This window comes from Pseudomonas putida, from assembly GCF_001976065.1.
In the GTDB taxonomy this organism is placed as follows: Bacteria; Pseudomonadota; Gammaproteobacteria; order Pseudomonadales; family Pseudomonadaceae; genus Aquipseudomonas; species Aquipseudomonas serbica.
The window spans coordinates 769,413-793,433 of record NZ_MNAH01000002.1 but is presented as its reverse complement, the minus strand read 5'-3'; the positions used below and the strand labels follow the sequence as shown (position 1 = coordinate 793,433).

The 24,021-nt window shown below is 61.1% G+C and carries 15 protein-coding genes and 1 tRNA gene; 9 read left to right on the top strand and 7 right to left on the bottom strand.

Annotation, left to right across the window (positions count from 1 at the left end):
* Nucleotides 1-29: 29 nt before the first annotated feature.
* From selA to BKX96_RS10085, 3 genes are all read left to right on the top strand, one after another.
* Nucleotides 30-1,460 (top strand): L-seryl-tRNA(Sec) selenium transferase, encoded by a 1,431-nt coding sequence (gene selA / locus BKX96_RS10095; protein ID WP_077183729.1) that lies wholly within the window; start codon nucleotides 30-32, stop codon nucleotides 1,458-1,460.
* A complete protein-coding gene (gene selB, locus BKX96_RS10090; protein ID WP_077183728.1) occupies nucleotides 1,457-3,364 on the top strand; it encodes a selenocysteine-specific translation elongation factor in 1,908 nt (635 codons plus the stop codon). Before selA ends, selB begins: the two co-directional genes overlap by 4 nt.
* Nucleotides 3,365-3,371: 7 nt before the next feature.
* Nucleotides 3,372-3,467, top strand: a tRNA-Sec gene (locus BKX96_RS10085).
* Nucleotides 3,468-4,604: 1,137 nt separating this feature from the next.
* Here the strand turns inward: BKX96_RS10085 and BKX96_RS10080 are convergent.
* From BKX96_RS10080 to BKX96_RS10065, 4 genes are all read right to left on the bottom strand, one after another.
* Nucleotides 4,605-6,026 carry an efflux transporter outer membrane subunit gene (locus BKX96_RS10080; protein WP_046819072.1) on the bottom strand — a complete coding sequence of 474 codons (1,422 nt, stop codon included), beginning with the start codon at nucleotides 6,024-6,026 and terminating at the stop codon, nucleotides 4,605-4,607.
* Complete coding sequence (locus BKX96_RS10075) at nucleotides 6,026-9,205, bottom strand: efflux RND transporter permease subunit (protein WP_077183727.1); 3,180 nt, start codon at nucleotides 9,203-9,205, stop codon at nucleotides 6,026-6,028. The genes BKX96_RS10080 and BKX96_RS10075 overlap by 1 nt, the downstream gene beginning before the upstream one ends.
* A 15-nt stretch (nucleotides 9,206-9,220) precedes the next feature.
* Nucleotides 9,221-10,474 (bottom strand): multidrug efflux RND transporter periplasmic adaptor subunit MexE, encoded by a 1,254-nt coding sequence (mexE, locus tag BKX96_RS10070; protein WP_077183725.1) that lies wholly within the window; start codon nucleotides 10,472-10,474, stop codon nucleotides 9,221-9,223.
* Between the two features lie 324 nt (nucleotides 10,475-10,798).
* Nucleotides 10,799-11,716: a LysR family transcriptional regulator gene (locus BKX96_RS10065; RefSeq protein WP_034146545.1), complete on the bottom strand. Its 918-nt coding sequence runs from the start codon at nucleotides 11,714-11,716 to the stop codon at nucleotides 10,799-10,801.
* A 269-nt stretch (nucleotides 11,717-11,985) separates the two neighbouring features.
* On the opposite strand from BKX96_RS10065, the gene BKX96_RS10060 reads away from it, so the two are divergent.
* The 4 genes from BKX96_RS10060 (at nucleotide 11,986) to pgm (ending at nucleotide 18,292) form a co-directional block, all read left to right on the top strand.
* Complete coding sequence (locus BKX96_RS10060) at nucleotides 11,986-13,008, top strand: zinc-dependent alcohol dehydrogenase family protein (RefSeq protein WP_046819075.1); 1,023 nt, start codon at nucleotides 11,986-11,988, stop codon at nucleotides 13,006-13,008.
* A gap of 591 nt (nucleotides 13,009-13,599) precedes the next feature.
* Nucleotides 13,600-15,078 carry a hypothetical protein gene (locus BKX96_RS10055; protein WP_077183724.1) on the top strand — a complete coding sequence of 493 codons (1,479 nt, stop codon included), beginning with the start codon at nucleotides 13,600-13,602 and terminating at the stop codon, nucleotides 15,076-15,078.
* A 67-nt stretch (nucleotides 15,079-15,145) separates the two neighbouring features.
* A complete protein-coding gene (locus tag BKX96_RS10050) occupies nucleotides 15,146-16,546 on the top strand; it encodes an aminotransferase-like domain-containing protein (protein WP_077183723.1) in 1,401 nt (466 codons plus the stop codon).
* A 99-nt stretch (nucleotides 16,547-16,645) separates the two neighbouring features.
* Entirely contained in the window at nucleotides 16,646-18,292 is a 1,647-nt protein-coding gene (gene pgm, locus BKX96_RS10045) for a phosphoglucomutase (alpha-D-glucose-1,6-bisphosphate-dependent) (RefSeq protein ID WP_046819078.1), read from the top strand.
* Nucleotides 18,293-18,449: 157 nt separating this feature from the next.
* Here the strand turns inward: pgm and BKX96_RS10040 are convergent, their stop codons facing one another.
* Complete coding sequence (locus BKX96_RS10040) at nucleotides 18,450-19,145, bottom strand: pirin family protein (RefSeq protein ID WP_046819079.1); 696 nt, start codon at nucleotides 19,143-19,145, stop codon at nucleotides 18,450-18,452.
* 278 nt (nucleotides 19,146-19,423) lie between these two features.
* On the opposite strand from BKX96_RS10040, the gene BKX96_RS10035 reads away from it, so the two are divergent.
* Entirely contained in the window at nucleotides 19,424-21,898 is a 2,475-nt protein-coding gene (locus BKX96_RS10035) for a UvrD-helicase domain-containing protein (protein WP_077183722.1), read from the top strand.
* A 160-nt stretch (nucleotides 21,899-22,058) separates the two neighbouring features.
* On the opposite strand, the gene BKX96_RS10030 is transcribed toward BKX96_RS10035, so the two are convergent.
* Entirely contained in the window at nucleotides 22,059-22,280 is a 222-nt protein-coding gene (locus tag BKX96_RS10030; RefSeq protein ID WP_077183721.1) for a DUF1652 domain-containing protein, read from the bottom strand.
* Nucleotides 22,281-22,633: 353 nt separating this feature from the next.
* Nucleotides 22,634-22,906 carry a DUF1652 domain-containing protein gene (locus BKX96_RS10025; protein ID WP_077183892.1) on the bottom strand — a complete coding sequence of 91 codons (273 nt, stop codon included), beginning with the start codon at nucleotides 22,904-22,906 and terminating at the stop codon, nucleotides 22,634-22,636.
* Between the two features lie 260 nt (nucleotides 22,907-23,166).
* Here BKX96_RS10025 and BKX96_RS10020 point away from each other — a divergent pair, with 260 nt between their 5' ends.
* Nucleotides 23,167-23,982 carry a helix-turn-helix domain-containing protein gene (locus tag BKX96_RS10020; RefSeq protein WP_046819082.1) on the top strand — a complete coding sequence of 272 codons (816 nt, stop codon included), beginning with the start codon at nucleotides 23,167-23,169 and terminating at the stop codon, nucleotides 23,980-23,982.
* Nucleotides 23,983-24,021 lie beyond the last annotated feature (39 nt).

Below are 24,021 nucleotides of genomic sequence, written 5' to 3'. Positions count from 1 at the left end.
CAGGCGGTCAACGTTTGCCGGAGCGCCTGATGTCCGCCCGATCTATCAGCCAAGTCTTGCGATTACCTTCGATCGACAGCCTGCTACGCCATCCGGCCTGCCAGCCTCTGGCCGAGCGTTATGGGCGCGACGCCTTGCTCGCCAGCCTGCGCCAGTTGCTCGATGACTTGCGCGAACCGGTCCTGGCAGGGCAGCTCAATGAGGTCGAACTCACCCCGCAGGTACTGGCGGGCAGGGTGGGCGAGCGCCTGGCCAGCCAGCACCGCAGCCATGTACGCCGGGTGTTCAACCTCACCGGCACGGTCCTGCACACCAATCTGGGCCGAGCCTTGTTGCCAGAGGAAGCCATCGACGCGGTGCAAATGGCGGCACGTTTTCCGCTCAACCTCGAATTCGACCTGCACAGCGGCAAGCGCGGCGACCGCGACGATCTGATCGAGGGCCTGATCCGCGAGCTGACCGGCGCCGAGGCGGTGACCGTGGTCAACAACAATGCTGCCGCGGTGCTGCTGACCCTCAACAGCCTCGGCGCACGTAAGGAAGGCATCATCTCCCGGGGCGAGCTGATCGAAATCGGCGGTGCCTTCCGTATTCCCGACATCATGGCCCGCGCCGGCGTCAAACTGGTCGAGGTCGGCACCACCAACCGCACCCACGCCCGCGACTACGAGGCCGCCATTGGCCCGCGCAGCGGCTTGATCATGCGGGTGCATGCAAGCAACTACAGCATCGAGGGGTTCACCACCCGAGTATCGACCGCCGAGTTGGCGCAGCTGGCGCAGCAACATGGCTTGCCGTTGCTCGAAGACCTCGGCAGCGGCAGCTTGCTGGACCTGACCCGTTGGGGCTTGCCGGCCGAACCGACGGTGCGCCAGGCCCTGCTCGATGGCGCGGACATCGTCACCTTCAGCGGCGACAAATTGCTCGGCGGCCCGCAAGCCGGGTTGATTGTCGGGCGCAAGGACCTGATCGCGCGGATCAAGAAGAACCCACTCAAACGTGCGTTGCGGGTCGACAAGCTGACCTTGGCGGCGCTCGAAGCGGTGCTGGGCCTGTACCGCAACCCGGATCGGCTGGCTGAACGCCTGCCCAGCCTGCGCCTGCTCACCCGAACGCGAACCGACATCCTGGCACAAGCCGAGCGCCTGCAACCGTTCCTGGCCAACCGCCTGGGTGCGGGCTGGAGTGTCGCCGCGATGCCGGCGCTGGGGATGATCGGCAGCGGCAGCCAGCCGGTGGCACGCTTGCCCAGTGCCGCGCTGTGCCTGCGACCTTTAACCTCGAAACGGCTGCGTGGACGAAGCCTGCATGGGCTCGAAGAGGCCCTCCGGACCTTGCCGATACCGGTGCTCGGGCGTATCGATGACGACGCGTTGTGGCTCGACTTGCGGCAACTGGACGACGAGCCAGCATGGCTGGCGCAACTCGAGCAACTGCAGGTGGAGGGCCGGGCAGGGTGATCGTCGGCACGGCAGGGCATATCGACCATGGCAAGACGGCACTGCTTGAGGCGCTGACCGGGCAGGCCGGGGATCGGCGCCGCGAGGAGCGCGAACGCGGCATGACCATCGACCTCGGCTACCTGTACGCCGCCCTGGAGCCGGGCGCGGTCCTCACCGGTTTTATCGACGTGCCAGGTCATGAGCGCTTCACCCACAACATGCTCGCCGGCGCACAGGGCATCGACCTGGTGTTGCTGGTGGTGGCCGCCGACGACGGCGTGATGCCACAGACCCGGGAACACCTGGCCATCGTCGAACTGTTGGGTATTCCCCGCGCGCTCGTGGCGATCAGCAAATGCGACCGGGTCGAAGCATCCCGGGTGCAAGAGGTGCGCGAGCAGATCGAATCCTTGCTGGCACCCGGACCCTATGCCGATGCGCCGTTGATCACGCTGTCGAGCGTGACCGGGCAGGGCATCGACAGCCTGCGCCAGGCCTTGCTGGCTGCGCAGCGTGAAGTGCAGCAACGCAGCCTCGGTGGTGGCTTTCGCCTGGCGATCGATCGGGCCTTCAGCGTCGCGGGCGCGGGGATCGTGGTCACCGGCACGGCGCTGTCCGGCCAGGTGGCAGTGGGCGATACGCTGCTGCTCGGCCCCCTCGGCAAACCGGTGCGGGTGCGCGGCCTGCACGCGCAAAATCAGGCCGCCGAACGCGCGACTGCAGGACAGCGCGTGGCGTTGAACCTGAGCGCGGGGCGCCTGGCGCTGGAACAGATTCATCGTGGACAGTGGCTGTCGGCGCCGTGGCTGTACGCTGCGACCCAGCGTCTGGATATTGACCTGAGGTTGTTGCCCGGCGAGTCTCGCGCCTTCGAGCATTTTCAACCGGTGCATGTTCACATCGGCACCCAGGACGTGACCGGGCGCGTGGCCCTGCTGGAGGGCTCCAGCCTGGCGCCGGGTGAGCGGATGTTTGCGCAGATCCTGCTCAATGTGCCGGTGCAGGCGGTGAAGGGCGATCCGCTGATCTTGCGTGACCAAAGCGCGCAACGGACCCTCGGCGGCGGTCGAGTGCTCGATCCGTTCGCACCGACCCGTCACCGTCGCAGTCCCGAGCGATTGACGCAGTTACAGGCGCTGCTGGCGACTACTGGCCTGGAAGATGTCATGCCGATGCTGCTGGCCAACAGTGACAGCGGGCTTGATCTGCAACGTCTGGAGCGCCAGTTCAACCATCCGCGCGCGAATTGGGTGTTGCCGGATGACGTGCGGTTGATCGAAACCCGGCAGGGGCCGCTGCTGTTCAGCGACGAGCGCTGGCAGGCCTTGAAAGCGCAGGTGCTCGAACATCTGGCGCGCTTTCACCCACTGGAGCCGGACCAGATGGGGCCGGACCGCGATCGCCTGCGTCGATTCTGCGGGACGGCACTCGATCGCTCGACCTTCATCAGCCTGCTTGACGAGTTGCTGGTCGATGGCACCATCACCAGCAGCGGACCATGGCTGCATTTGCCCGGCCATCAAGTGCGTCTGAGCGAAGAGGACGAAGCCCTGTGGCAACAGTTGCAGCCACGGTTCGACGCGGCCGGGTTTGATCCGCCGTGGGTGCGCGAACTGGGTCACGATGAAACCAGGGTGCGCTTGCTACTGCGCAAAATGGCCCGGCTGGGGCTGCTGCATCAAGTGGTCCGCGACCTGTTCTACACCGATGCGATGATCCGGCGAATGGCGGCTATGCTGATGCAACTGGCCGAGGCTGACGCGGTCATCCAGGTGTCGGCGTTTCGTGATGCGGTGGGATTGGGGCGCAAGCGCAGTATCCAGATCCTCGAATACTTCGACCGGCTCGGCCTGACCCGGCGTTTTGGCGACAGGCGCCATATTCGCCCGGACAATGCCCTGGCCAGGCACACGGATCACTGATTTTCAAGGAAGGTAATCGCGCCCGGTGGCGCGGCCGGGCTTCAAACCCGGTTGGGGACGGCATCCGTTCCCGGGCAGGTTCGACTCCGGCTACCTTCCGCCATATACCTCGCACCAGCCCGGCTTGCCAGCGAAAGCGGTCTGACAGCCGCCATTGCTGTCGACTGACCCGGCGCCTTCGCTGGCAAGCCAGCGCCTACAGTTAATCGGCGTCGTACACAAAATCCGTGCCTGGCAAAGACCCCTGTAGGAGCTGGCTTGCCAGCGAAAGCGGTCTAACAGCCGCCATTGCTGTCGACTGCCCCGGCGCCTTCGCTGGCAAGCCAGCGCCTACAGTTTATCGGCCTCATACACAAAATCCGTGCCTGGCAAAGATCCTCTGTAGGAGCTGGCTTGCCAGCGAAAGCGGTCTAACAGCCGCCATTGCTGTCGACTGCCCCGGCGCCTTCGCTGGCAAGTCAGCGCCTACAGTTAATCGGCGTCGTACACCAAATCCGTGCCTAACAAAGACCCCCTGTAGGAGCTGGCTTGCCAGCGAAAGCGGTCTAACAGTCGATGCCGACTGCCCCGGCGCCTTCGCTGGCAAGCCAGCTCCTACAGTTAATCGGCGTCGTACACAAAATCCGTGCCTGGCAAAGACCCCTGTAGGAGCTGGCTTGCCAGCGAAAGCGCTCTAACAGCCGCCATTGCTGCCGACTGACCCACCGCATTCGCTGGCAAGCCAGCGCCTACAGTTAATCGGCGTCGTACACCAAATCCGTGCCTGGCAAAGCCCCCCTGTAGGAGCTGGCTTGCCAGCGAAAGCGGTCTGACAGTCGCCATCGATGCCGACTGCCCCGGCGCCTTCGCTGGCAAGCCAGCTCCTACAGTTAATCGGCGTCGTACACAAAATCCGTGCCTGGCAAAGCCCCCCTGCAGGCGCTGGCTTGCCAGCGAAAGCGGTCTAACAGCCGCCATTACTGTCGACTGCCTCGGCGCCTTCGCTGGCAAGCCAGCTCCTACAGTTAATCGGTGTCGTACACAAAATCGGTGCCTGGCAAAGCCCCTCTGTAGGAGCTGGCTTGCCAGCGAAAACGGTCTAACAGCCGCCATTGCTGTCGACTGCCCCGGCGCCTTCGCTGGCAAGCCAGCGCCTACAGGGGAGGTGTTTTTTTGGCAAAAAAAAGCCCCGCGACCGAATGAGGCGCAGGGCTAAAAAATTGGTTGGTTGCGGCCAACCAAAGGAGCTCTTTAAAGACGCTTACTTGCTGGCCACCGTCTCCGGTTGCCAGCCACCACCGAGGGCCTTGTAGATCGCGACGATGCCGCGATACAGGTCGACTTCGGCCTGGGCCTGGGTGTCTTCGGCGGCCAGGCGCTCACGCTGGGCATCGAGCAGCACGAGGAAGTCGGCGGTGCCTTCGCGGTAGCGGATCTCGGCGAGGTCGGCGGCGGAGCGGCTCGATTCGCTCTGGCGAATCAGCGAAATCAGCCGCTGCTGGCGCTTGCCATAGTCGCTGAAGGCGTTCTCCGATTCTTCCAGAGCCAGTAATACTTGCTGCTCATAAGTGGCAAGGGCGCCTTCGGCATCGGCATCGGCGCCGCGCAAACGGGCGCGTACGCTGCCCAGGTCAAAGGCCGCCCAGGTGATGCTCGGGCCCAGTGCCCAGGCATTGGCCGCCGAGGAACCGATCTGCGAACCACGCCCGGCGGTGAAGCCCAGGAAGCCGCTGAGGCTGACGCGCGGAAACAGATCGGCCTTGGCTACGCCGATACGCGCCGTGGCCGACGCGAGCTGGCGTTCGGCGCTGCGAATGTCCGGACGGCGTTGCAGCAGTTCGCCCGGATCGCCAATCGGCAGGGCCTTGGCAATGGCCGGCAAGTTTTTCGGGCTCAGGTCCACGGTCAACTTGTCCGGACGTTCGCCCAGCAGGGTGGCGATACGGTTTTTCTGCCGGACCTGCTCGGCCTGCAATTGCGGCACGCTGGCTTCGACCGAGGCCAGGCGTGCGTCGGCGCGTTCCACATCAAGCTGATCGCCGACGCCGGCATCGCGCAGGCTGATGGTGATCTTGCGTGACTCCTGCTGGTTTTCAAGGTTGGCCAGGGCGATTTTCTCGCGCAGCTGCGCACCTCGCAGTTGGCCGTAGGCGTCCACCAGTTCGGCGATCATGGTCACTTGCAGTTGGTACAGGTCGGCTTCAAACGCCTGCTGCTCGGCGTTGGCCGATTCCAGGTTGCGCTGGATGCGGCCGAACAGGTCGATCTCCCAGGCCATGTCCAGGCCCAGGTCGTAGCGCTCCTGATTGACCCGGTCGGTGGTCTCGCCCGGTATCTGCCCTTTGCCAAGGTCACTGCTGACCCGGCTGGTGATGGTCGGCATGGCGTCATTGCTGACGTCATCACGGATCGCCCGGGCCGCCTTCCAGCGGGCGAACGCGACGCGCAGGTCGCGGTTGCCCTTGAGGGACTCGGTCACCAACTGGTTGAGCGTCGGGTCTTCGAACTGCTGCCACCAGATGCCTTCGAAACGCGAGCGGTCAAAGTTCTTCTGGCCGGCAGCGCCGTCGGTGGCCGTGGTGATATTCGCCGGTTCAGTGACCGGGGTCTTGTAGTCGGGGCCCACGGCACAGGCGCTTAGCGCCAATGCCAGCAGGCTCGGCAGGAAAGCTTTCAAACTCATCAGTGCGACTCCAGCTTCAGGGCGGCCTTGTTGGCTTTGCGCGCTTGGCCGCGCTCGACAAAGTTGCGAATCAGTACATAGAACACCGGCGTCAGCAGCAGACCGAAGAAGGTCACCCCGAGCATCCCGGAGAACACCGCCACACCCATGGCGTGACGCATCTCGGCACCGGCACCGCTGGAGAACACCAGTGGCACCACACCCATGATGAACGCGAAGGAGGTCATCAGGATGGGTCGCAGACGCAGGCGGCAGGCTTCCAGGACCGCGGCCAGCGGATTCATGCCTTCGAGCTGTTTGTCCTTGGCGAACTCGACGATCAGGATCGCGTTCTTGCAGGCAAGCCCCACCAGTACGATCAAGCCGATCTGGGTGAAGATGTTGTTGTCGCCTCCCGAAGCAATCACACCGGTAATGGCCGAGAGCAGGGTCATCGGCACGATCAGGATCACCGCCAGCGGCAGGCTCCAGCTTTCGTACTGCGCTGCGAGCACCAGGAACGCCAGCAGTACGCAGAGCGGGAAGACGAACAGCGCGGTGTTGCCGGACAGGATCTGCTGGTAGGTCAGGTCGGTCCATTCGTAGGTCATGCCGTTGGGAAGTTCTTCCTTGAGCAGTTTCTCGATGGCTTTTTCCGCTTGGCCGGAGCTATAGCCGGGAGCTGCGGCACCGTTGATTTCCGCAGTGACGAAACCGTTGTAATGGGAGACGCGATCGGGGCCCGAGGTGTCGCTGACCTTGATGAAGGTCGCCAGCGGGATCATCTCGCCTTTGTTGTTACGCACTTTGAGCTGACCGATCTGGTCGGACTCCAGACGGAACTGCTGCTCCGCCTGGACGTTGACCTGATAGGTGCGGCCGAAACGGTTGAAGTCGTTGGCATACAGCGAACCCAGGTAGATCTGCAGGGTGTCGAAGATGTCGCTGACGGCCACGCCGTGGGTCTTGGCTTTTTCCCGGTCGATGGCTGCATCGACCTGCGGCACGTTCACCGTGTAGCTGGTGAACAGGCCTGCCAGTTCCGGAACGCTGTGGCTCTTGGCGATGATGTTCATGGTTTCCTTGTACAGCTCTTCGTAGCCCAGGTTGCCCCGGTCTTCGATCTGCAGGCGGAAACCACCGATGGTGCCCAGGCCTTGTACCGGCGGCGGTGGGAAAATCGCCATGTAGGCTTCCTGGATGTCCGCGTACTGGCCATTCAAGGCACCGGCAATCGCACCGGCGGACATGCTCGGGTCCTTGCGCTCTTCGAAGGGTTTCAAGGTCACGAACACGATGCCGGCGTTCGGGCTGTTGGTGAAGCCGTTGATCGACAGGCCAGGGAAGGCCACCGCGCTTTCCACGCCAGGCTGTTTCAGGGCCAGGTCGGACATGCGCTTGATCACGTCTTCGGTGCGGTCCAGGCTCGAGGCATCCGGCAACTGGGCGAAGGCCACCAGGTATTGCTTGTCCTGGCCGGGCACGAAACCGGTCGGGGTGCTGGAGAAACCGAAGAACGTCAGCACCATGAGGCCTGCGTACAGCAGCAGGGCGATGCCGCTTGAGCGGATCACGCGGGCAACGGTGCCGACATAACCGTGGCTGGCCTTTTCGAAGAAGCGGTTGAACGGACGGAACAACCAGCCGCCGAACATCGTGTCCAGGACCTTGGAGAAACGGTCCTTGGGTGCGTCATGACCTTTGAGCAGCACGGCCGCCAGTGCCGGCGACAGGGTCAGGGAGTTGAAGGCCGAGATCACCGTCGAAATGGCAATGGTCAGGGCGAACTGCTTGTAGAACTGCCCGGTCAACCCGGAGATGAAGGCTGCCGGTACGAACACCGCACAGAGCACCAGGGCCGTGGCGATGATCGGGCCGGTCACTTCACGCATGGCGCGCTTGGTGGCTTCGACCGGGGTGAGCCCCAGTTCGATGTTCCGTTCGACGTTCTCCACCACCACGATCGCATCGTCCACCACGATACCGATCGCCAGTACCAGGCCGAACAGCGACAGGGCGTTCAACGAGAAGCCGAACAGGTGCATCACGGCAAAGGTACCGATCAGCGATACCGGCACCGCCACCAACGGAATGATCGAGGCACGCCAGGTCTGCAGGAACAGGATCACCACAAGGACCACGAGGATCAGCGCTTCGAACAGGGTGTGAACCACCGCTTCGATGGAGCCGCGCACGAAGATCGTCGGGTCATAGACGATGCTGAAGTCCATGCCTTCGGGGAAACTCTTCTTAAGTTCGGCCATTTTTGCCCGGACTTCGTTGGAGATCTCGATGGCGTTGGAGCCCGGGCGCTGGAAGATCGGGATTGCCACTGCCGGCTGGTTGTTCAGCAGCGAGCGCAATGCGTACTGGCTGGAGCCCAGCTCGACGCGGGCGATGTCCTTGAGGCGGGTGATCTCACCATTGTCGCCAGAGCGAATGATGATGTTCTCGAATTCCTCCTCGCTGACCAAGCGGCCCTGGGTGTTGACGGACAGCTGGAAGCTTTGCGCATTCGGGGCAGGGGGAGCGCCCAATGCACCGGCGGCCACCTGGCGGTTCTGCTCGCGAATGGCGGTGACAACGTCAGTGGCGGTGAGGTTGCGCGACGCGGTCTTGTTCGGATCGAGCCAGACACGCAGCGAGTAGTCGCCCATGCCAAACAGCTGCACATCACCGACACCGCCCAGGCGCGCCAACTCATCCTTGATGTTGAGGATCGCGTAGTTGGACAGATACAGCATGTCGTAGCGTTTGTCTGGCGAGGTCAGGTGCACCACCATCGTCAGGTCGGGCGACGCCTTGTCCACGGTGATACCGATGCGCGTCACTTCCTCGGGCAGTTTTGGCTCGGTCCGGGTCACGCGGTTCTGCACCTGCACCTGGGCGTTGTCCAGGTCAGTGCCCAGGGCGAAGGTGATGGTCAGGGTGATCTTGCCGTCGGCGGTCGACTGCGAGGACATGTACAGCATGTTCTCGACGCCGGTAATGGCTTGCTCCAGGGGAGCCGCCACGGTTTCACCGATGACTTTCGGGTTGGCACCGGGGAAGTTGGCGCGCACCACAACGGTCGGTGGCACCACTTCCGGGTATTCGCTGATCGGCAGCTGGAACAGCGAGATCGCGCCGGCGATCAGGATCAGCAGCGACAGCACTGCGGCGAAGATCGGCCGTGAAATGAAGAATTGGGAAAAATTCATCGGAGTCGTTATCCCTTAACCGCGTGGAGTCGCAGCAGCCACTTTCACAACCACACCCGGTGCGACCTTGGCGGGCGCGACTTGAGGCAGGTTGCTGGCTTCCAGCGCTTGTCGTTGTTGGGCCAGGGCCGCGAGGGTTTGCTCGCTGGCCATCGGGATGACTTCAGGGGTGACGGGCGAACCTGGACGTACTCGCTGCAGCCCCTTGACGATGATGGTGTCGTCCTTGTTCAGGCCGTTACGCACGATGCGCAGGCCTTCGATTTTCGGACCCAGCTCGACGGCGCGATACGCGGTCTTGTTGTCGGCATCCATCACCAGCACGAATTTCTTGCCCAGGTCCGTACCCACGGCCTCATCGTTGATCAACATGGCGTTGTAGGTGCCGCTGCCCACCAGTTTCAGGCGCGCATAAAGGCCCGGGGTATAGCTGCCGTCGCTGTTGTCGAACACGGCGCGACCGCGGATGGTGCCGGTTTTCGGATTGACCTGGTTGTCGACGAAGTTCATCTGGCCCTGGTGCGGGTTGCCGTCTTCGTTGGACAGGCCCATGTACACCGGGGTGGTGGCGCCGCGTTTGCCCTGGCGAGCGAGCTGGGTGTACTTGAGGAACACACGCTCATCGGCATCGAAGTAGGCGTAGACCTTGTCGGTGGAGACCACACTGGTCAACGGGGTGGTATCGGCGGTCACCAGGTTGCCGGCGGTGATCTCCGCACGGCTGACGCGACCGCTGATGGGCGCGGTGACACGGGTGAAGCTCAGGTTCAATTTGGCCAGGTCAAGCTGCGCCTGCAGGGCGCCGACGGCGGCGCGGGCTTCCTGGGCAGCGCTGGTGCGCGAGTCAGCCAGTTCGGCAGAAATCGCATTGCTGGTGCGCAGGCGTTCGCCGCGCTGGGCTTCGTTTTCGCTGCGGGTGGCATTGGCGCGGGACTGGGCGACCAGTGCTTCGAGGCGACGGACCTCAGCCTGGAATGGACGCGGGTCGATCTGGAACAGCAGGTCGCCTTTCTTGACCAGGGCGCCTTCGGTGAAGGCCACCTCATCGATCTGGCCCGAGACCCGTGGACGAATCTCGACGGTTTCCGGCGCTTCCAGGCGCCCGGTGAACTCGTCCCACTCGTTGACCGGTTGTTCCAGCACCTTGGCGACGCTGACCTTGGCTGCGGGCAGGGTGGCGGCAGACTCTGGTGCCTTGCCGCAGGCGCTCATCACCACTACGGCCAACATGGCCAACGGCAAGCGCAAATGTTTGAGTGACTGTTCCATGGATGCATCCGCCAATGTATTAAGATTGGCGAATGATGCTCGGCAGGGTTGTATCGCACGAATCGAATGGGGCGAAGGTAACTATCATTCGGAATGATAGGAGAGGCCTGGGCAGCTCTCTAGCCTGCGCCTTGCGTCAGCAGGCGATCAACTCGGTTGATGGCAATTGTGTGTTTCCGGATTTGCAATGGTCTGGGCTTGAGGCCGCGTCACGGCCATCGCTGGCAAGCCAGCTCCTACAGGTTCGCGATTTGTGCACGACAAGGTCATTGTAGGAGCTGGCTTGCCAGCGATGAGGCCATCAGCCTCAATACACCCTTCAGATCAAGCCAGGCTATCCGGATCGCCGAAGAACATCTGTATCCGCGAACGCAACCAACGTTCCCCCGGATCATTATCCTGTGACCCCCGCCACGCCATGTGCAATTCAAAGCTGCGCACCGGCAAGGGTGGGTCTTCCGCTCGCACGCCGCCAGCCGCCGTCAGCGCGTCAGCCGTGTAGTCCGGCACGGTGGCGACGATATCGGTGCCGCTCAACAGCGTGCTCAGCCCGTTGAACTGCGGCACCGCCAGCACCACATGCCGCTTGCGCCCGAGTTTTTCCAGCTCTTCATCGATAAAGCCACTGAGGTCACCGGCAAACGACACCAGCGCATGGGGACGCGCGCAGAAGTCATCCAGGCTCAATGGACCCGGCACGGTGTCGGCGCGCAGCAGTTTTGGCGAGCTGCGGCGCAACACTTTGCGCTTGGCATTGGCGGGCAGATCGGTGGTGTAGCTGACGCCGATGGAAATTTCGCCGGAAGCCAGTAAGCCGGGCATCAGGATGTAGTTGACTCGCCGCACCACCAGGACGATGCCTGGCGATTCGGCACGCAGCCGCTTGAGCAGCATGGGCAGCAGGGCGAATTCGACGTCGTCCGACAGCCCGATGCGAAATACCGCGGTGCTGGTGGCCGGGTCGAATTCGGCGGCACGGCTGACGGCGGTGGAAATCGAATCCAGCGCGGGGGAGAGCAGGGCGAAGATCTCGACCGCCCGCGCGGACGGTTCCATGCTGCGACCGGTACGCACGAACAATGGGTCGTCGAACAACCCGCGCAAACGTGAAAGCGCCGCGCTGATGGCGGGCTGGCCGAGGAACAGTTTCTCCGCGGCACGGGTCACGCTGCGTTCGTGCATCAAGGTTTCGAATACGATCAACAGGTTCAGGTCGACACGACGCAGGTCATTACGATTCATCTTGAGTCCTGGCAGAGTCAGCAAACTTGACGTGAGCGGCCATATGGGAACAATGGCCAGCAGGAATATTAAGGGTAAAGGCTGGTACTCTGCACCGAGTAATTCAGTTTTCCCACAAAGGCGGCTTCGGTTTCTAGCGACATTTGACGATGTCGCCGCAGCTGCGGAATCAATGACAGGCATGTCGACTATTAATAGCCACTGATAGTGTTGGGTTGAAAGCCCAGCTAGAGTTCAAGGCATTAGAGGTTCAATTGGCGAGGTTTGCGATGTCCCGCACGATCCGTTTTCACAAGTTTGGTTCAGCCGAGGTGCTCAAATGCGAAGAGCATGCGGCTGCTCTGCCTGCACCGGGCGAAGTGCAGGTGCGCGTCGAAGCCATTGGCATCAGCTGGTACGACACTCTCTGGCGCCAGAACCTGGCGTCGTCACACGCCCGTCTGCCTGCGGGTATTGGCCAGGAGATGGCCGGTATCGTCACCGCTGTCGGTGAGGGTGTCGATGACCTGGCAGTCGGTGACAAGGTTGCCAGTTTCCCGGCCCAGAGCCCAAACGATTATCCGGTCTACGGGGAGCTGATTGTGCTGCCGCGCTCGTCGCTGACCCGATACCCTGATGTACTCAGCCCGATCGAAGCCAGCGTGCATTACACGCCGTTGTTGATTGCCTACTTTGGCTATGTCGATTTGGCACGGGTCAAGCCCGGCCAATTTGCCTTGGTTACCGACGCCAGTCACTGCGCCGGCCCTTCCTTCGTGCAATTGGGCAAGGCCCTGGGCGTACGAGTGATCGCCGCGACCAAGTCCGCGGACGAGCGTGAATACCTGCTGTCGCTGGGTGCCGAGAAAGTCATCGTCACCGAGGAAGAAGATCTGCTGATGCGGATCAACAAGATCACCGACAACCGCGGCGTGGATGTGGTGTTCGATGGTTTGGGTGGCCCGCAGATGTCCTTGCTCGGCGACGTACTGGCGCCTCGCGGCAGCCTGGTCTTGTACGGCCTGCAAGGTGGTAACCAGACCCCATTCCCGGCGTGTGCGGCGTTCCAGAAGAACATTCAGTTCTTCGTCCACTGCATCGGCAACTTCACCGGCAAGCCGGAACTGGGCATCATCCAGGACCAGGTCGCACTGCAACGTGCCTTGCGCGATATCAACCAGCTGACCGCCGATCGCGTGCTGCTACCGCTCAAGACCCGGGTCTTCCCGTTTACCGAGTTTGTCGAAGCACACCGCTACATGGACGAATGCCCATGTCGCGAAAGGGTTGCCCTGCAAGTCGAACCTGCCTGACCCCCTCAAAGAGTCCGCGCCTGCGCGGACTCTTGCGTTTTGAGCGTTCACCCCAGCGCTTGCCCCCAGCACTTCCCCCGACATGAGACGTCCCACCAGCCAGAAGGTGGGTCGGTTCAGCAACTGAACCGGTTTTTGCTCTCGATCTGTAGCTTCTAATCAACATCCAAGTACTGATAATTGCATGATTACTTTCATCTCAAGGAATGAGTCATGGCCAGGTATCTAGCCGATACTTTTCAATGCCCGTCGATGACATATGTTCGACAACTAGCGGTTTGTTGTGCGCTCGTCACATTATTACGAGAAGCTACTTTCCTCATTTTTTGTATTAAATGTCTGTGGGACTCTGTCAGACATTTCCTAGGACGCCGAAGGCCATCGCAACAAGCCCCCGTGCAGGGCCTGTGCGCAGGGTCGCGCGTGTCTGTTTCGCTTGTCACGATCAATTATTTCAAATGATGACCAAAAACTTAAGTGTTAGCATTTGGTAATAAAGTCCAGATAATTAATCTCCATTCAGGCATCCCTTTGCGCTGTGCGTGCAGTTGTTTGCGCTGTGTCGAACTTACGAATATCAGGTAAATAGAAATGACCCATATCCATGATCAGGCGATGAACTATGTCTATCAACAAGTGCTGCAACGACTGCTGAGCTTTTTTTCACGCGCCGAACGCACCGCATTGCAGTTGTTGATACAGCGCCTGGGGGTCGCCGCCGGGGGCATGGATCGAATTGGTGACTACAAGGTATTGGCCGTTCAGTGTGGGTCGCGAGACAGTTGCTACACCTTGGCCTTGTTGCGAGCCGCTCAGTTGACCATCGCCAGTCGGGCACCCGCGACCTTCCAGTTGCGGGTCGCTACCCTGCGACTCAATGGCATGAGCCAACTGGCGCTGGATAACATCCATCGCAGCTACAGCGCCTTGTTCGTCTACGACGATCCCCGTGTCGAAGTGCTGATGGTCGATAACCGGGAGGTGCTGCCGTTCGATCACCAGGCACCGGTTTCCAGTGCCGGGCGAGAAGCCAATCGGACGAACATGCTGATGATCGGCCATCGTCGTGCCGTGGATGGTCCGCTTGACCTGTGGGACGACGGGTATCTGGCCACAGCCGAGTTCCATGGACAAATTGCCCGCTGGAACAATGGCGTCGATGCCTGGGTCAGCGGTGACTCACCTCGCCGGCAGAAGCGCTTCATCGAAGGGCTCAAGCGTGCCGCCGCCAAGGCTGGCTTCGAGACGTCGAACCGTTACGAGGCGGATTATGGCGGGTTGTTCATGTTGCTCGATGAGTTGGGCTGCGATTGTTACCAGGCGTTCTATGCCGACTACGGCCAGGAGACCTGGCGTCCGGCTGACCAATTTGAAGCCTGCCGTCGTACCACCTACATCGATATTCACGACGTGCTGGTCAGCCACCTTGAAGAACGCTGGCCGCTGCTGACCGAGTTTCTGGGATTCAAGGCCGATGAACTGGCGGCTCATCTGGGTGAAAACCAGCAGGTCAGCGTGGCTGTCTCGGCGTATCTGCGCGGATTGCATGCTTGCTATATCCAGGGTGGCACCTACGAAACCGGTGTTGCCCACTATCTGCAGCGCGCCCTGGTGTTGATGCGTCGTAACCAGCTGCCGGAATGCTTGTATGAACGGGCGGAGGAGGTGTATGGCAACCCGGCGAACCTGGCCGGGCAGCGCGCAAGGGCCGCCGAGGAGGCGCAGCAGTGTTTTGGCCTGAACGAGACGCAATGGGTGTGCCTGCTGTTCGCGCCTTTTGTCGAGCAGGGTGCCGCATTGGAGCGCTTCCTGCGCCAATGTCATCCGGGCATGCTGGTGGCCCTGCCCGAGTTGCATCGCGCCATGCAGGGGCATCCGGTCGCGGAGCAGATCCTGCAGTGGATGGTCGATGTCAGCGGTTTGCCGGTCAGTCTGATCGGTACGCTGTATCGCATGGGGCCGTCTGTGGCGCAGAGCCACTCGATGAACCCACCCGACAGCGATGCCTCAATGCCCGTGCAAGCAAGCGACGAAATGCCTGTGTGCCGTGAATGGTCGGCAGGGCGTTGAACGTGCTCATGTTGTCGACACCTTCGACTGTGCACGATGGCCACCGCCATGGGTGTGGTTGCCTGTCATGAAAGGACACCGTGAAACCGATTTCGCCTATCAGGCGGTTTACCGTTACCTGACCAGCCTGATCAGCGAACCTGTGAGCGACAGCCGTGTCCGCCTGCCGTCCTTGCGTGAACTGTCCGAGCGCCTGGGCGTTTCGATCTCGACCATCCAGTACGCATACTCGCTGCTGGAAAAGGAGGGGCGGGTCTATTCGGTGGCCAAATCCGGTTATTACGCGCTACCGGTCGCTCCCAACAGCACGCTCTATGACGGCAGTGACCTGCTTGAGAGTGTCTATGTCAACGCCCGTCTTCCCGCCATGCTGGTCCTCAGCGCGGATGAACCGGCCTTGCTGCAACCCCTCGACAGCCCGCTTTTGCTGCTGGAAAGAGAGTTGCTGCGCCAATACCCACGCCAGCCGCAACCGTCTGCGCAACCTTGTGGCGAGCTGGAACTGCGCACCGCATTGGCGGCCCGCTACACCACTTCGCCGGTGCGCTGCTGGCATGCCGATGACATCTACATCGGCGCCGACCTTCGCGGCGTACTGGAAATACTGATCGTCGTGTTGGCTCTCAAGGACGCCACGGTGGTGGTCGAGGCGCCCTGTGATTGGGCGATCCTGCGCCTGTTTCAGGCTGCCAGCGTGAAGGTCGTCGAATGGCCGCTGCTGGGCGACGGCAGTCTGGATTGCAAGCGCCTCAAGGACCTCCTGGAAGCGGAGCCGGTGCGATTGGTGATGGTATCGTCCGGGCTGAACATGCCCCGGGGCAGCAAGGCGCCCGATGACAACCGGCAAGCGATCGCACAAATACTGCAAAAGCATGGCGCTTGGGTGCTGGAAAACGATTGTTATGGCGAGCTCGGGTTTGAGCCCGATCAGCTGCGATTTCGCGACCTGTTGGCTCCGGAGCGCCTGATGGTGTTTTCCACCTTCGAAAAGATCATCGGCCCGGAAGCCCCTTACGGCTATCTGCTCTCGCGGCATATGAGCAGCGAACTGCAACGGCAATTTCTATTACGCGCCTTTCGCCTGTCGCCTATCCGCCAGAAAGCCATCGCGCGCCTGTACAGCAACGGACGAATCGATCAGCACCTGCAGGTACTGCGCCGGCGCTTGAAGGACGGCAAGGAGCAAATGACCCGGCTGCTTCAGGAGCGATTGGGCGATGCCTTGCAGTACGTCGAGCCCCAGGGCGGCGCGACGATATGGCTGCGCTCGCTGCGCCGTGTCGATATGAGCAGGGTATTCCAGCGTTTGCTCAGACAACAGGTGTTGGTTGCGCCCGGGGAGCTGTTCAGTCTTCAAGGCCTGCATGCGCAACATTTGCGCTTGAGCCATGGCTTTGGCAGCGACCAGGACCTGGCCGCCGCGCTGGGCTTGCTGGGGGATGCGTTGCGCCTGGAAGCCATCGATTGAGCCAGGCCAGGTGAGGCCAATGGATCGATTCCATCGCGCTAAGGTCAAACTGCCAGTAAACTCCGATCCTACCCCCGAACTCCATTCCAGAGGTTTTGCATGACACTCAGTCCTTTTGCGGGCAAACCGGCACCGGCAGAATTGTTGGTAGACATCCCGCGACTGGTAACGGCCTATTACACCGGCCAGCCCGATGCCGCCATTTCGACCCAGCGAGTGGCCTTTGGCACGTCCGGGCACCGAGGCAGCTCGTTCGACTTGAGTTTCAACGAATGGCATGTTCTGGCGATCAGCCAGGCCATCTGCCTGTATCGCGAGGCCCAAGGCATCGATGGCCCGTTGTTCGTCGGCATCGACACCCACGCATTGTCCACACCGGCCGGCGCCAGCGCCCTGGAAGTGCTGGCCGCCAATGGCGTGACGGTGATGATCGCCGAAGGTGACGAATACACGCCGACCCCAGCCATATCCCATGCCATCCTGTGCTACAACCGCGGGCGTACCTCGGGCCTGGCGGACGGCATCGTCATCACCCCGTCCCACAACCCGCCGCAAAGCGGGGGGTACAAATACAACCCGACCAATGGCGGCCCGGCCGATACCCATATCACCAAGTGGATCGAAGCCAAGGCCAATGAGTTGTTGGCGAACAAGCTCGCCGGGGTCAAGCGCATCAGCTACGAGCAGGCGCTGAAGGCCAGCACCACCCATCGTCACGATTACCTCAACACCTATGTCGCCGACCTGATCAATGTGATCGATTTCGACGCCATCCGTGATGCCAAGCTGCGCCTTGGCGTCGATCCGCTGGGTGGCGCAGGCGTGCGCTACTGGTCGGCGATTGCCGAGCACTACCGCCTGGACCTGGACGTGGTGAACAAGCAGGTCGACTCTACCTTCCGTTTCATGACCGTGGACTGGGACGGCCAGATTCGCATGGACCCATCGTCCACTCATGCGATGCAGGGACTGATCGGTCTGAAAGAACGCTTCGACGTGGCGTTCGCCTGCGACCCGGATCACGACCGTCATGGCATCGTGACCCCCTCTGGCGGCCTGCTGGCGCCGAACAACTACCTGGCCGTGTCGATCGATTATCTGTTCCAGAACCGGCCCCACTGGCGAGCCGATGCCGCGGTGGGTAAAACCGTGGTCAGCAGCGGCTTGATCGACCGTGTGGCCAAACGCCTGGGGCGCCGCCTCTACGAAGTGCCGGTCGGTTTCAAGTGGTTTGCCGATGGCCTGTTCGATGGCTCGCTGGGTTTTGGTGGCGAAGAAAGCGCGGGGGCTTCGTTCCTGCGCAAGGACGGCAGCGTCTGGTGCACCGACAAGGACGGGCTGATCCCGGCCTTGCTGGCCGCTGAAATGACCGCCCGTACCGGTCGCGATCCAAGCCAGGCTTATCGTGCCCTGACCGATGAACTGGGCGAGCCGTTCTCGGTGCGGGTCGATGCCAAGGCCAACCCGGAACAAAAAGCCCTGCTGAGCAAGTTGTCGCCCGACCAAGTCACCTCGACTGAACTGGCGGGCGAGCCGATCCAGAGCATCCTCAGCCACGCACCGGGTAACGACCAGGCTATTGGCGGTCTGAAGGTCATGACTGAAAACGGCTGGTTTGCGGCGCGTCCGTCGGGCACCGAAGACATCTACAAGATCTATGCGGAAAGCTTTGTCAGCGACGACCACCTCAAGCAGTTGGTGGCCGAGGCGCAGACGCTGGTGGATGGCGCAATTTCCGCGAAGTGATCGAGGGCCTCATCGCTGGCAGGCCAGCTCCTGCAAAGGTTGCATGAATCCTGCAGGAGCTGGCTTGCCAGCGAAGACGGCAGCCCGGGCACCAGCAATGTTCGAACCCAAAAAAGGGCGACCCTCACGGTCGCCCTTTTTTTCGGCATTCAATGAATCAAGCCAGGTCCACCAGCACGATTTCGCTGTCCTCAATGGCCGTCACCCGCAACACCTGCTCTTGGGCAACCGCGACACCGTCTCGAGCTTGTGCACGCAAGCCATTGACTTCAATGACTCCAGTGGCCGGCACAAGATAAGCACGACGGCCGCTGTCCAAGTGATACTCAGCGGTTTCCCCGGCCTTCAGGTTCGCCGCCACCAGTCGCGCATTGGCGCGGATACGCAGGCTTTGATCGTCACCGGCCTTGCCGCTGGCCAGGGTTACGAAGCCTTCGCGCTGGCCTTTCGGAAACGGCTTGGCACCCCAGGAAGGTGCCAGGCCGGTTTCGTCGGGAATGATCCAGATCTGGAAGATCCGGGTCGGTGCCGCTTCAAGGTTGTATTCGCTGTGGGCGATCCCGGTGCCGGCGCTCATGACCTGAACATCACCGGCTTCGGTGCGACCCTTGTTGCCCAGGTTGTCCTGATGGGTAATGGCACCTTCACGGACATAGGTGATGATTTCCATGTCCCGGTGCGGGTGCTGTGGGAAACCGGTGCCTGGGGCGATCACGTCATCGTTCCATACCCGCAGGTTGCCCCAGTTCATGCGCTTGGGGTCATGGTATTCGGCGAACGAAAAGTGGTGATGGGCATCCAACCAGCCATGATGGGCGCCGCCCAGCGAGTTGAAAGGTCTGAGTTCAAGCATGATCGTCTCCTGAAAGGCTCGACATGGGGCGTAATCGCCTGGCCACGAATCGAGACCGGTGGTTGATGACGGGCATCATCCAACAGGTACCAATCGATAAAAAGCGTAAAAAGTGCCTCATAATTATCGAACGGATTGATATAAATATGCTTCGAATTTGTGTTATCCAGCCTTCAATACCGCACATAAGTCGATGAGTCATAAGCAATTCACTAGAACTGAAGGGCAAATACAGACACCATAGCCCCCAACAGCCTCACACCCTGGAGTCCGTCCGCGTGCCGCAACACACCCCCGATCTTCCGCCTGAACTTCGCCCCCTGGCCGAGATGCCACTGCTCAAACGCCTGGCAGCGCGCTTCTTTGGTCATGGCCTGACACGCCTTCGCGCACAGCACCGCGCGTCCTGGTTGCACGGTCAGGCAGACGGTTTTCGCAGCGGGCATAGCGCCGGAGTGGACTACGGATACAAGGAAGGCAAGCTCGAAGGGCTGGAAGAGGGCCGGCAAGTCCTGCTGATTCGTGACTCGCGTTGCACCGAGCATCGGCCACCGAACATCGATGATCATCTGTTCGACGACTGGCGCCTGCCATTGAGCGCCGAATTGAAGAAGCGCATGAAGGTCGACGTTGCCCGGCTGCTGCCGGCACATGCCCAGCCCAGCGCCGCGCAATGGAAGATGATCTTCAGTGGCACGCCGTCGACGTCGGTGATTGCCGGGGCGGGCGCTGGGAAGTCGACGACGCTGGTCCTGCGGATTCTGCTGTTGAGCCACTACCTGGGGTTCGAGTTGGGATCGATGACGGTGGTGACCTTCACCCGCGAGTCGCGCAAGGACTTCATCAATAAACTGATCGAGCTGTTCGCGTTGTGGGGGCGGGCTGTCAGTCTCAAGGAAGCGCGTGATCTTGTGCGCACCTTCCATTCGCGGATACTGCCGATGGTCCGCAGCCTGCCGGGCTTCGAGCGTCTGCAAGCCTTCGAAAACCTCAGTCACCGAGCGCAAGGTGCCGATGAGGAGGCGGACAGCAACCCGTTCGACCTGCGCATCAATGAGGCTCAGCGTCAGCAACTCAACGCCTGTTATCACGCCTTGCATAGCCGCGATGAACGTTTTCGCGAGCTGATCCAGCCGTTGTCGCGCCACGCCTTGCAACTCAAGGAGCTGGAGCGGGATCACCCCGATGTACAGAAGCGCGTGGCTGTCACCGAGCTGGCCGCCAAGCGCGATGAAGAACTCTGCGACCTGGTGGAAGACTTGTGGTTTCGCGCCGGTGCCTGGCCAATCAAGGGTATTGAGCCCAATCGCCAGGCGTTTGATATCAATGGCAGCGCCTTTCATTGCCACGGTTACATCCCCTCACTCGACGCCTGGGTGGTCTTGGGTTTCGACCCAGGGGAAAATCCGCAACTGACCCGGCCCAACGCCAAGCTGACGCTGCGAGCGGAAAGCGCGGTGAAACGCACCCTGTTTCAAGCTTTCTGTCGTAAGCCATTGATATGGCTCGATAGTTACGAGTCATCCAAGCGCGTGTTGGCGTCCCTTGCTGGCGATGCCAGCGCCGGACCAGGCTTCGATTACAAGGTCAAGGGTGAGCTGGCGTCTGCGCCATTGCTGGACTGTTTTGTCGCCGCCGCCGGGTTCATTGAAAACCTCGGCCTGGATGTGCCGACGGCGGTGGGCCAGATGAGCTTTGCCAAGGACGACCCGGACCGGTTTTTCTTCGAGGCATTGAGTCTGTTCTGGCGAGCCCTGGAGGATCATTTGCTCGACCAGAAGCCGCCGGTCATGACCTATAACCGCATGTTCGCGTTGTTCAGCGAACATTCCCCGGAAAACCTGAAACTGCTCAGCGACGAGCTGTTGCGGCCGCTGTCGCACTTGATGATCGACGAGTTCCAGGATGTTTCGCCGCAAATCGTCTCGTGGATCCGCGCCAGCCTGGCCGAGATCCGCAGCCGCGGTCCGGCCATGCACACAGGGCGCGGCGCCCAGCACTCGTCTTTGCTGTGCGTGGGGGATGACTGGCAGTCGATCTACGGATGGCGCGGCAGTTCGCCGAGCTATTTCATGGAGTTCAACAAAACGTTCTCGTCGCCGAGTACCACCAAGGTCATGCTCAGCGACAACTACCGCAGCCACCAGTACATCATCGACGCCGCCGAACACATCGTGCGGGCCGCGCCTGCGATTGCAGGAAAGAAGGCCAAGGCCAGCGGTGAGCCAAAGGCGTTGCTGCCGGTCAATGTGCTGGACCGGGATGACCAGGGCATGGCCCAGCGCCTGATTGAACACTACCGCAAGGGCGATTCAATCTTGATGCTTTATCGAAAAAGTAGCGATAAATTATTGATAGAACAGCATATTCAATCCGTAGTTAATGTTGATTCTAGATTGCCCTACGAAGACCGGCGCCTCAAGCAACTGACTTATCACAGCGCCAAGGGGCTTCAGGCGGACGCGGTATTCCTGCTCGGCGATTGCCAGCATCTGACCCGTTCGCCGTACAAGAACCAGGTGTACCGCATGGCGGGGCTGGGCAAGGCTGGTGACAGCGAACCTTATGACAATGCGCAGAAAGACGAGATCCTGCGCCTGGCGTACGTGGGAATTACCCGGGCCGTGAGTCATTGCTATTGGTACGTCGACGCGCAGGAGGCCCAGGCGGTGAACATGCCCAAGGCGTCGGACCGTATCGGTCAGGGCAAGGCGTTCTTTGCCGATCATCGACAGGCCAAGACAACGGCGTGAGCCCTCTAGGAGCCGGCTTGCCGGCGAAGGCGGCCTTGAATTTTGTATTGGACTGGCGGGCCTCTTCGCTGGCAAGCCAGCTCCTACAGGAGATCGGTGTACGACCAGAAAACAAAAAGCCCACCTGATCGTGGGCTTTTGGATGGGCGCWGGCCTRCTTTCAGGCGTAACTCCTGARGGCCACCGGAGGAATGAAGGCTTCAAGCTCATCCTCCACGGCTTCGATTATTCGCTCGACGTCAGCGGCGTTCATGACCGTCGAACACGGRATACCGGCGATGGCGATCATGGTCTCGCCACTGGCCCGATCAAACAGACGGGCGATCATGCTGCCCGGGGCGTCCATGCTTGCCTCAAAACCCATGGGATGGAAATGGTTCATTTGGGCTGGGCCGGCCTCCGGCGTTTGCCAAAGGGACTCGCCGTAAGGGCGAAACCATAGATGGCCGTTACCCCGGCAATGGATATGTACGCGGTCAACAGGTAATAGGTCGTCTGTCAGGCCGCCATCGCTGGCAAGCCAGCTCCTACACATACAGCATGGTATTGCACCGGACCCTCGTGGCATTGCACGGGACCTGTAGGAGCCGGCTTGCCGGCGAAGGCGGTCTTGAATTYTGTATTGGACTGGCGGGCCTCTTCGCTGGCAAGCCAGCTCCTACAGGAGATCGGTGTACRACCAGAAAACAAAAAGCCCACCKGATCGTGGGCTTTTGGATRGGCGCAGGCCTGCTTTCAGGCGTAACTCCTGAAGGCCACCGGAGGAATGAAGGCTTCAAGCTCATCCTCCACGGCTTCGATTATTCGCTCGACGTCAGCGGCGTTCATGACCGTCGAGCACGGAATACCGGCGATGGCGATCATGGTCTCGCCACTGGCCCGATCAAACAGACGGGCGATCATGCTGCCCGGGGCGTCCATGCTTGCCTCAAAACCCATGGGATGGAAATGCCAGCGCATCAGCTGGCAGGCATTTGGAAAAGTAACCTTGCTGAACCCTCTATTCATGTGTTGCCCGCCTTCTTCATCGAGCGCTTCCATTAGCTCACGTTAGGAGGGAAGAGCCTTCAATGGCTCAACCAGTGACAGTCTTTAAAAGTAGCACCTGGATGTGAAATAAATGTGGAATTTTCAGGCCGTTTGGCAATTGCTGCGATTTTTTTGATGCAGGTCACGTACGCCAACGTTTGCGCAACAGGCAGGCGCCGTCAGCCATTGAAGACGCGGGCAAATTTGGGCAAGCTCGGCACTTTTCTTCGAGACCTGCCATGCACGCCGCAGATGATGGCCCGCTGCAAACCCAGGCCACGGGCGAGACGGTCATGCAGTACCACTTGCGCTGGAAACACCGCGATCTGGACGGGGTCATGGCGCTGTATCATCCCGAAGTCCAATACAACGATTTTTTCCAGAACCGGGTAATGGGGTTGGCTGAGCTACGTGACTATGTGCACAGCAGCATGCCCCGTGAACCGGACGAAGCCCTGGAACACACGGACCGCATACGCCTGGACGGCAACACCGCGTTCATCCAGTACCGCATCACCCTGCGTGGTGGCGAGGGGCTGGTGTCGTTTCGCGCCAGTGAAGCGATCACCGTGAAGGACGGTTTGATCTGGCGAGTCAACGAATACGCATCACTGGTGCGCGAGCAGCCTACCCGCAAAACCACTGGCGCCCAACGCCCGGCGGCCAGTCGACTGGGCCTGTCGCCGCGTCAGCTGAGCTTCATGGCCGACGACCTGCAGCAATATTTTCAACGCCAGCAACCTTATCTCGACCCGGAGCTCGACCTGCAACGGGTGGCGCAGGAGTGCGGGTACAGTCGCAATCAGATTTCCTATCTGCTCAACCAGGTGCTTGGGCAGAGCTTCTATCGCTACGTCAACCAGGCACGCCTGCAGCATCTGCTCAACGCGCTGGACAGTGCCACGCTACCGGTGCGTACCGACGAGCTGGCGTTTGCCGCCGGCTTCAACTCATTGTCGGCGTTCTACAGCTGTTTCCGCCAGCACACCGGCCTGTCGCCCAAGGCCTACGTCAAACAAATTTCTTTGCGTGCACGCGCGCAAGACGGCGTCTGAGCCTACCCACTAGGATCAACGCCATCGAAGTCTGAGTGG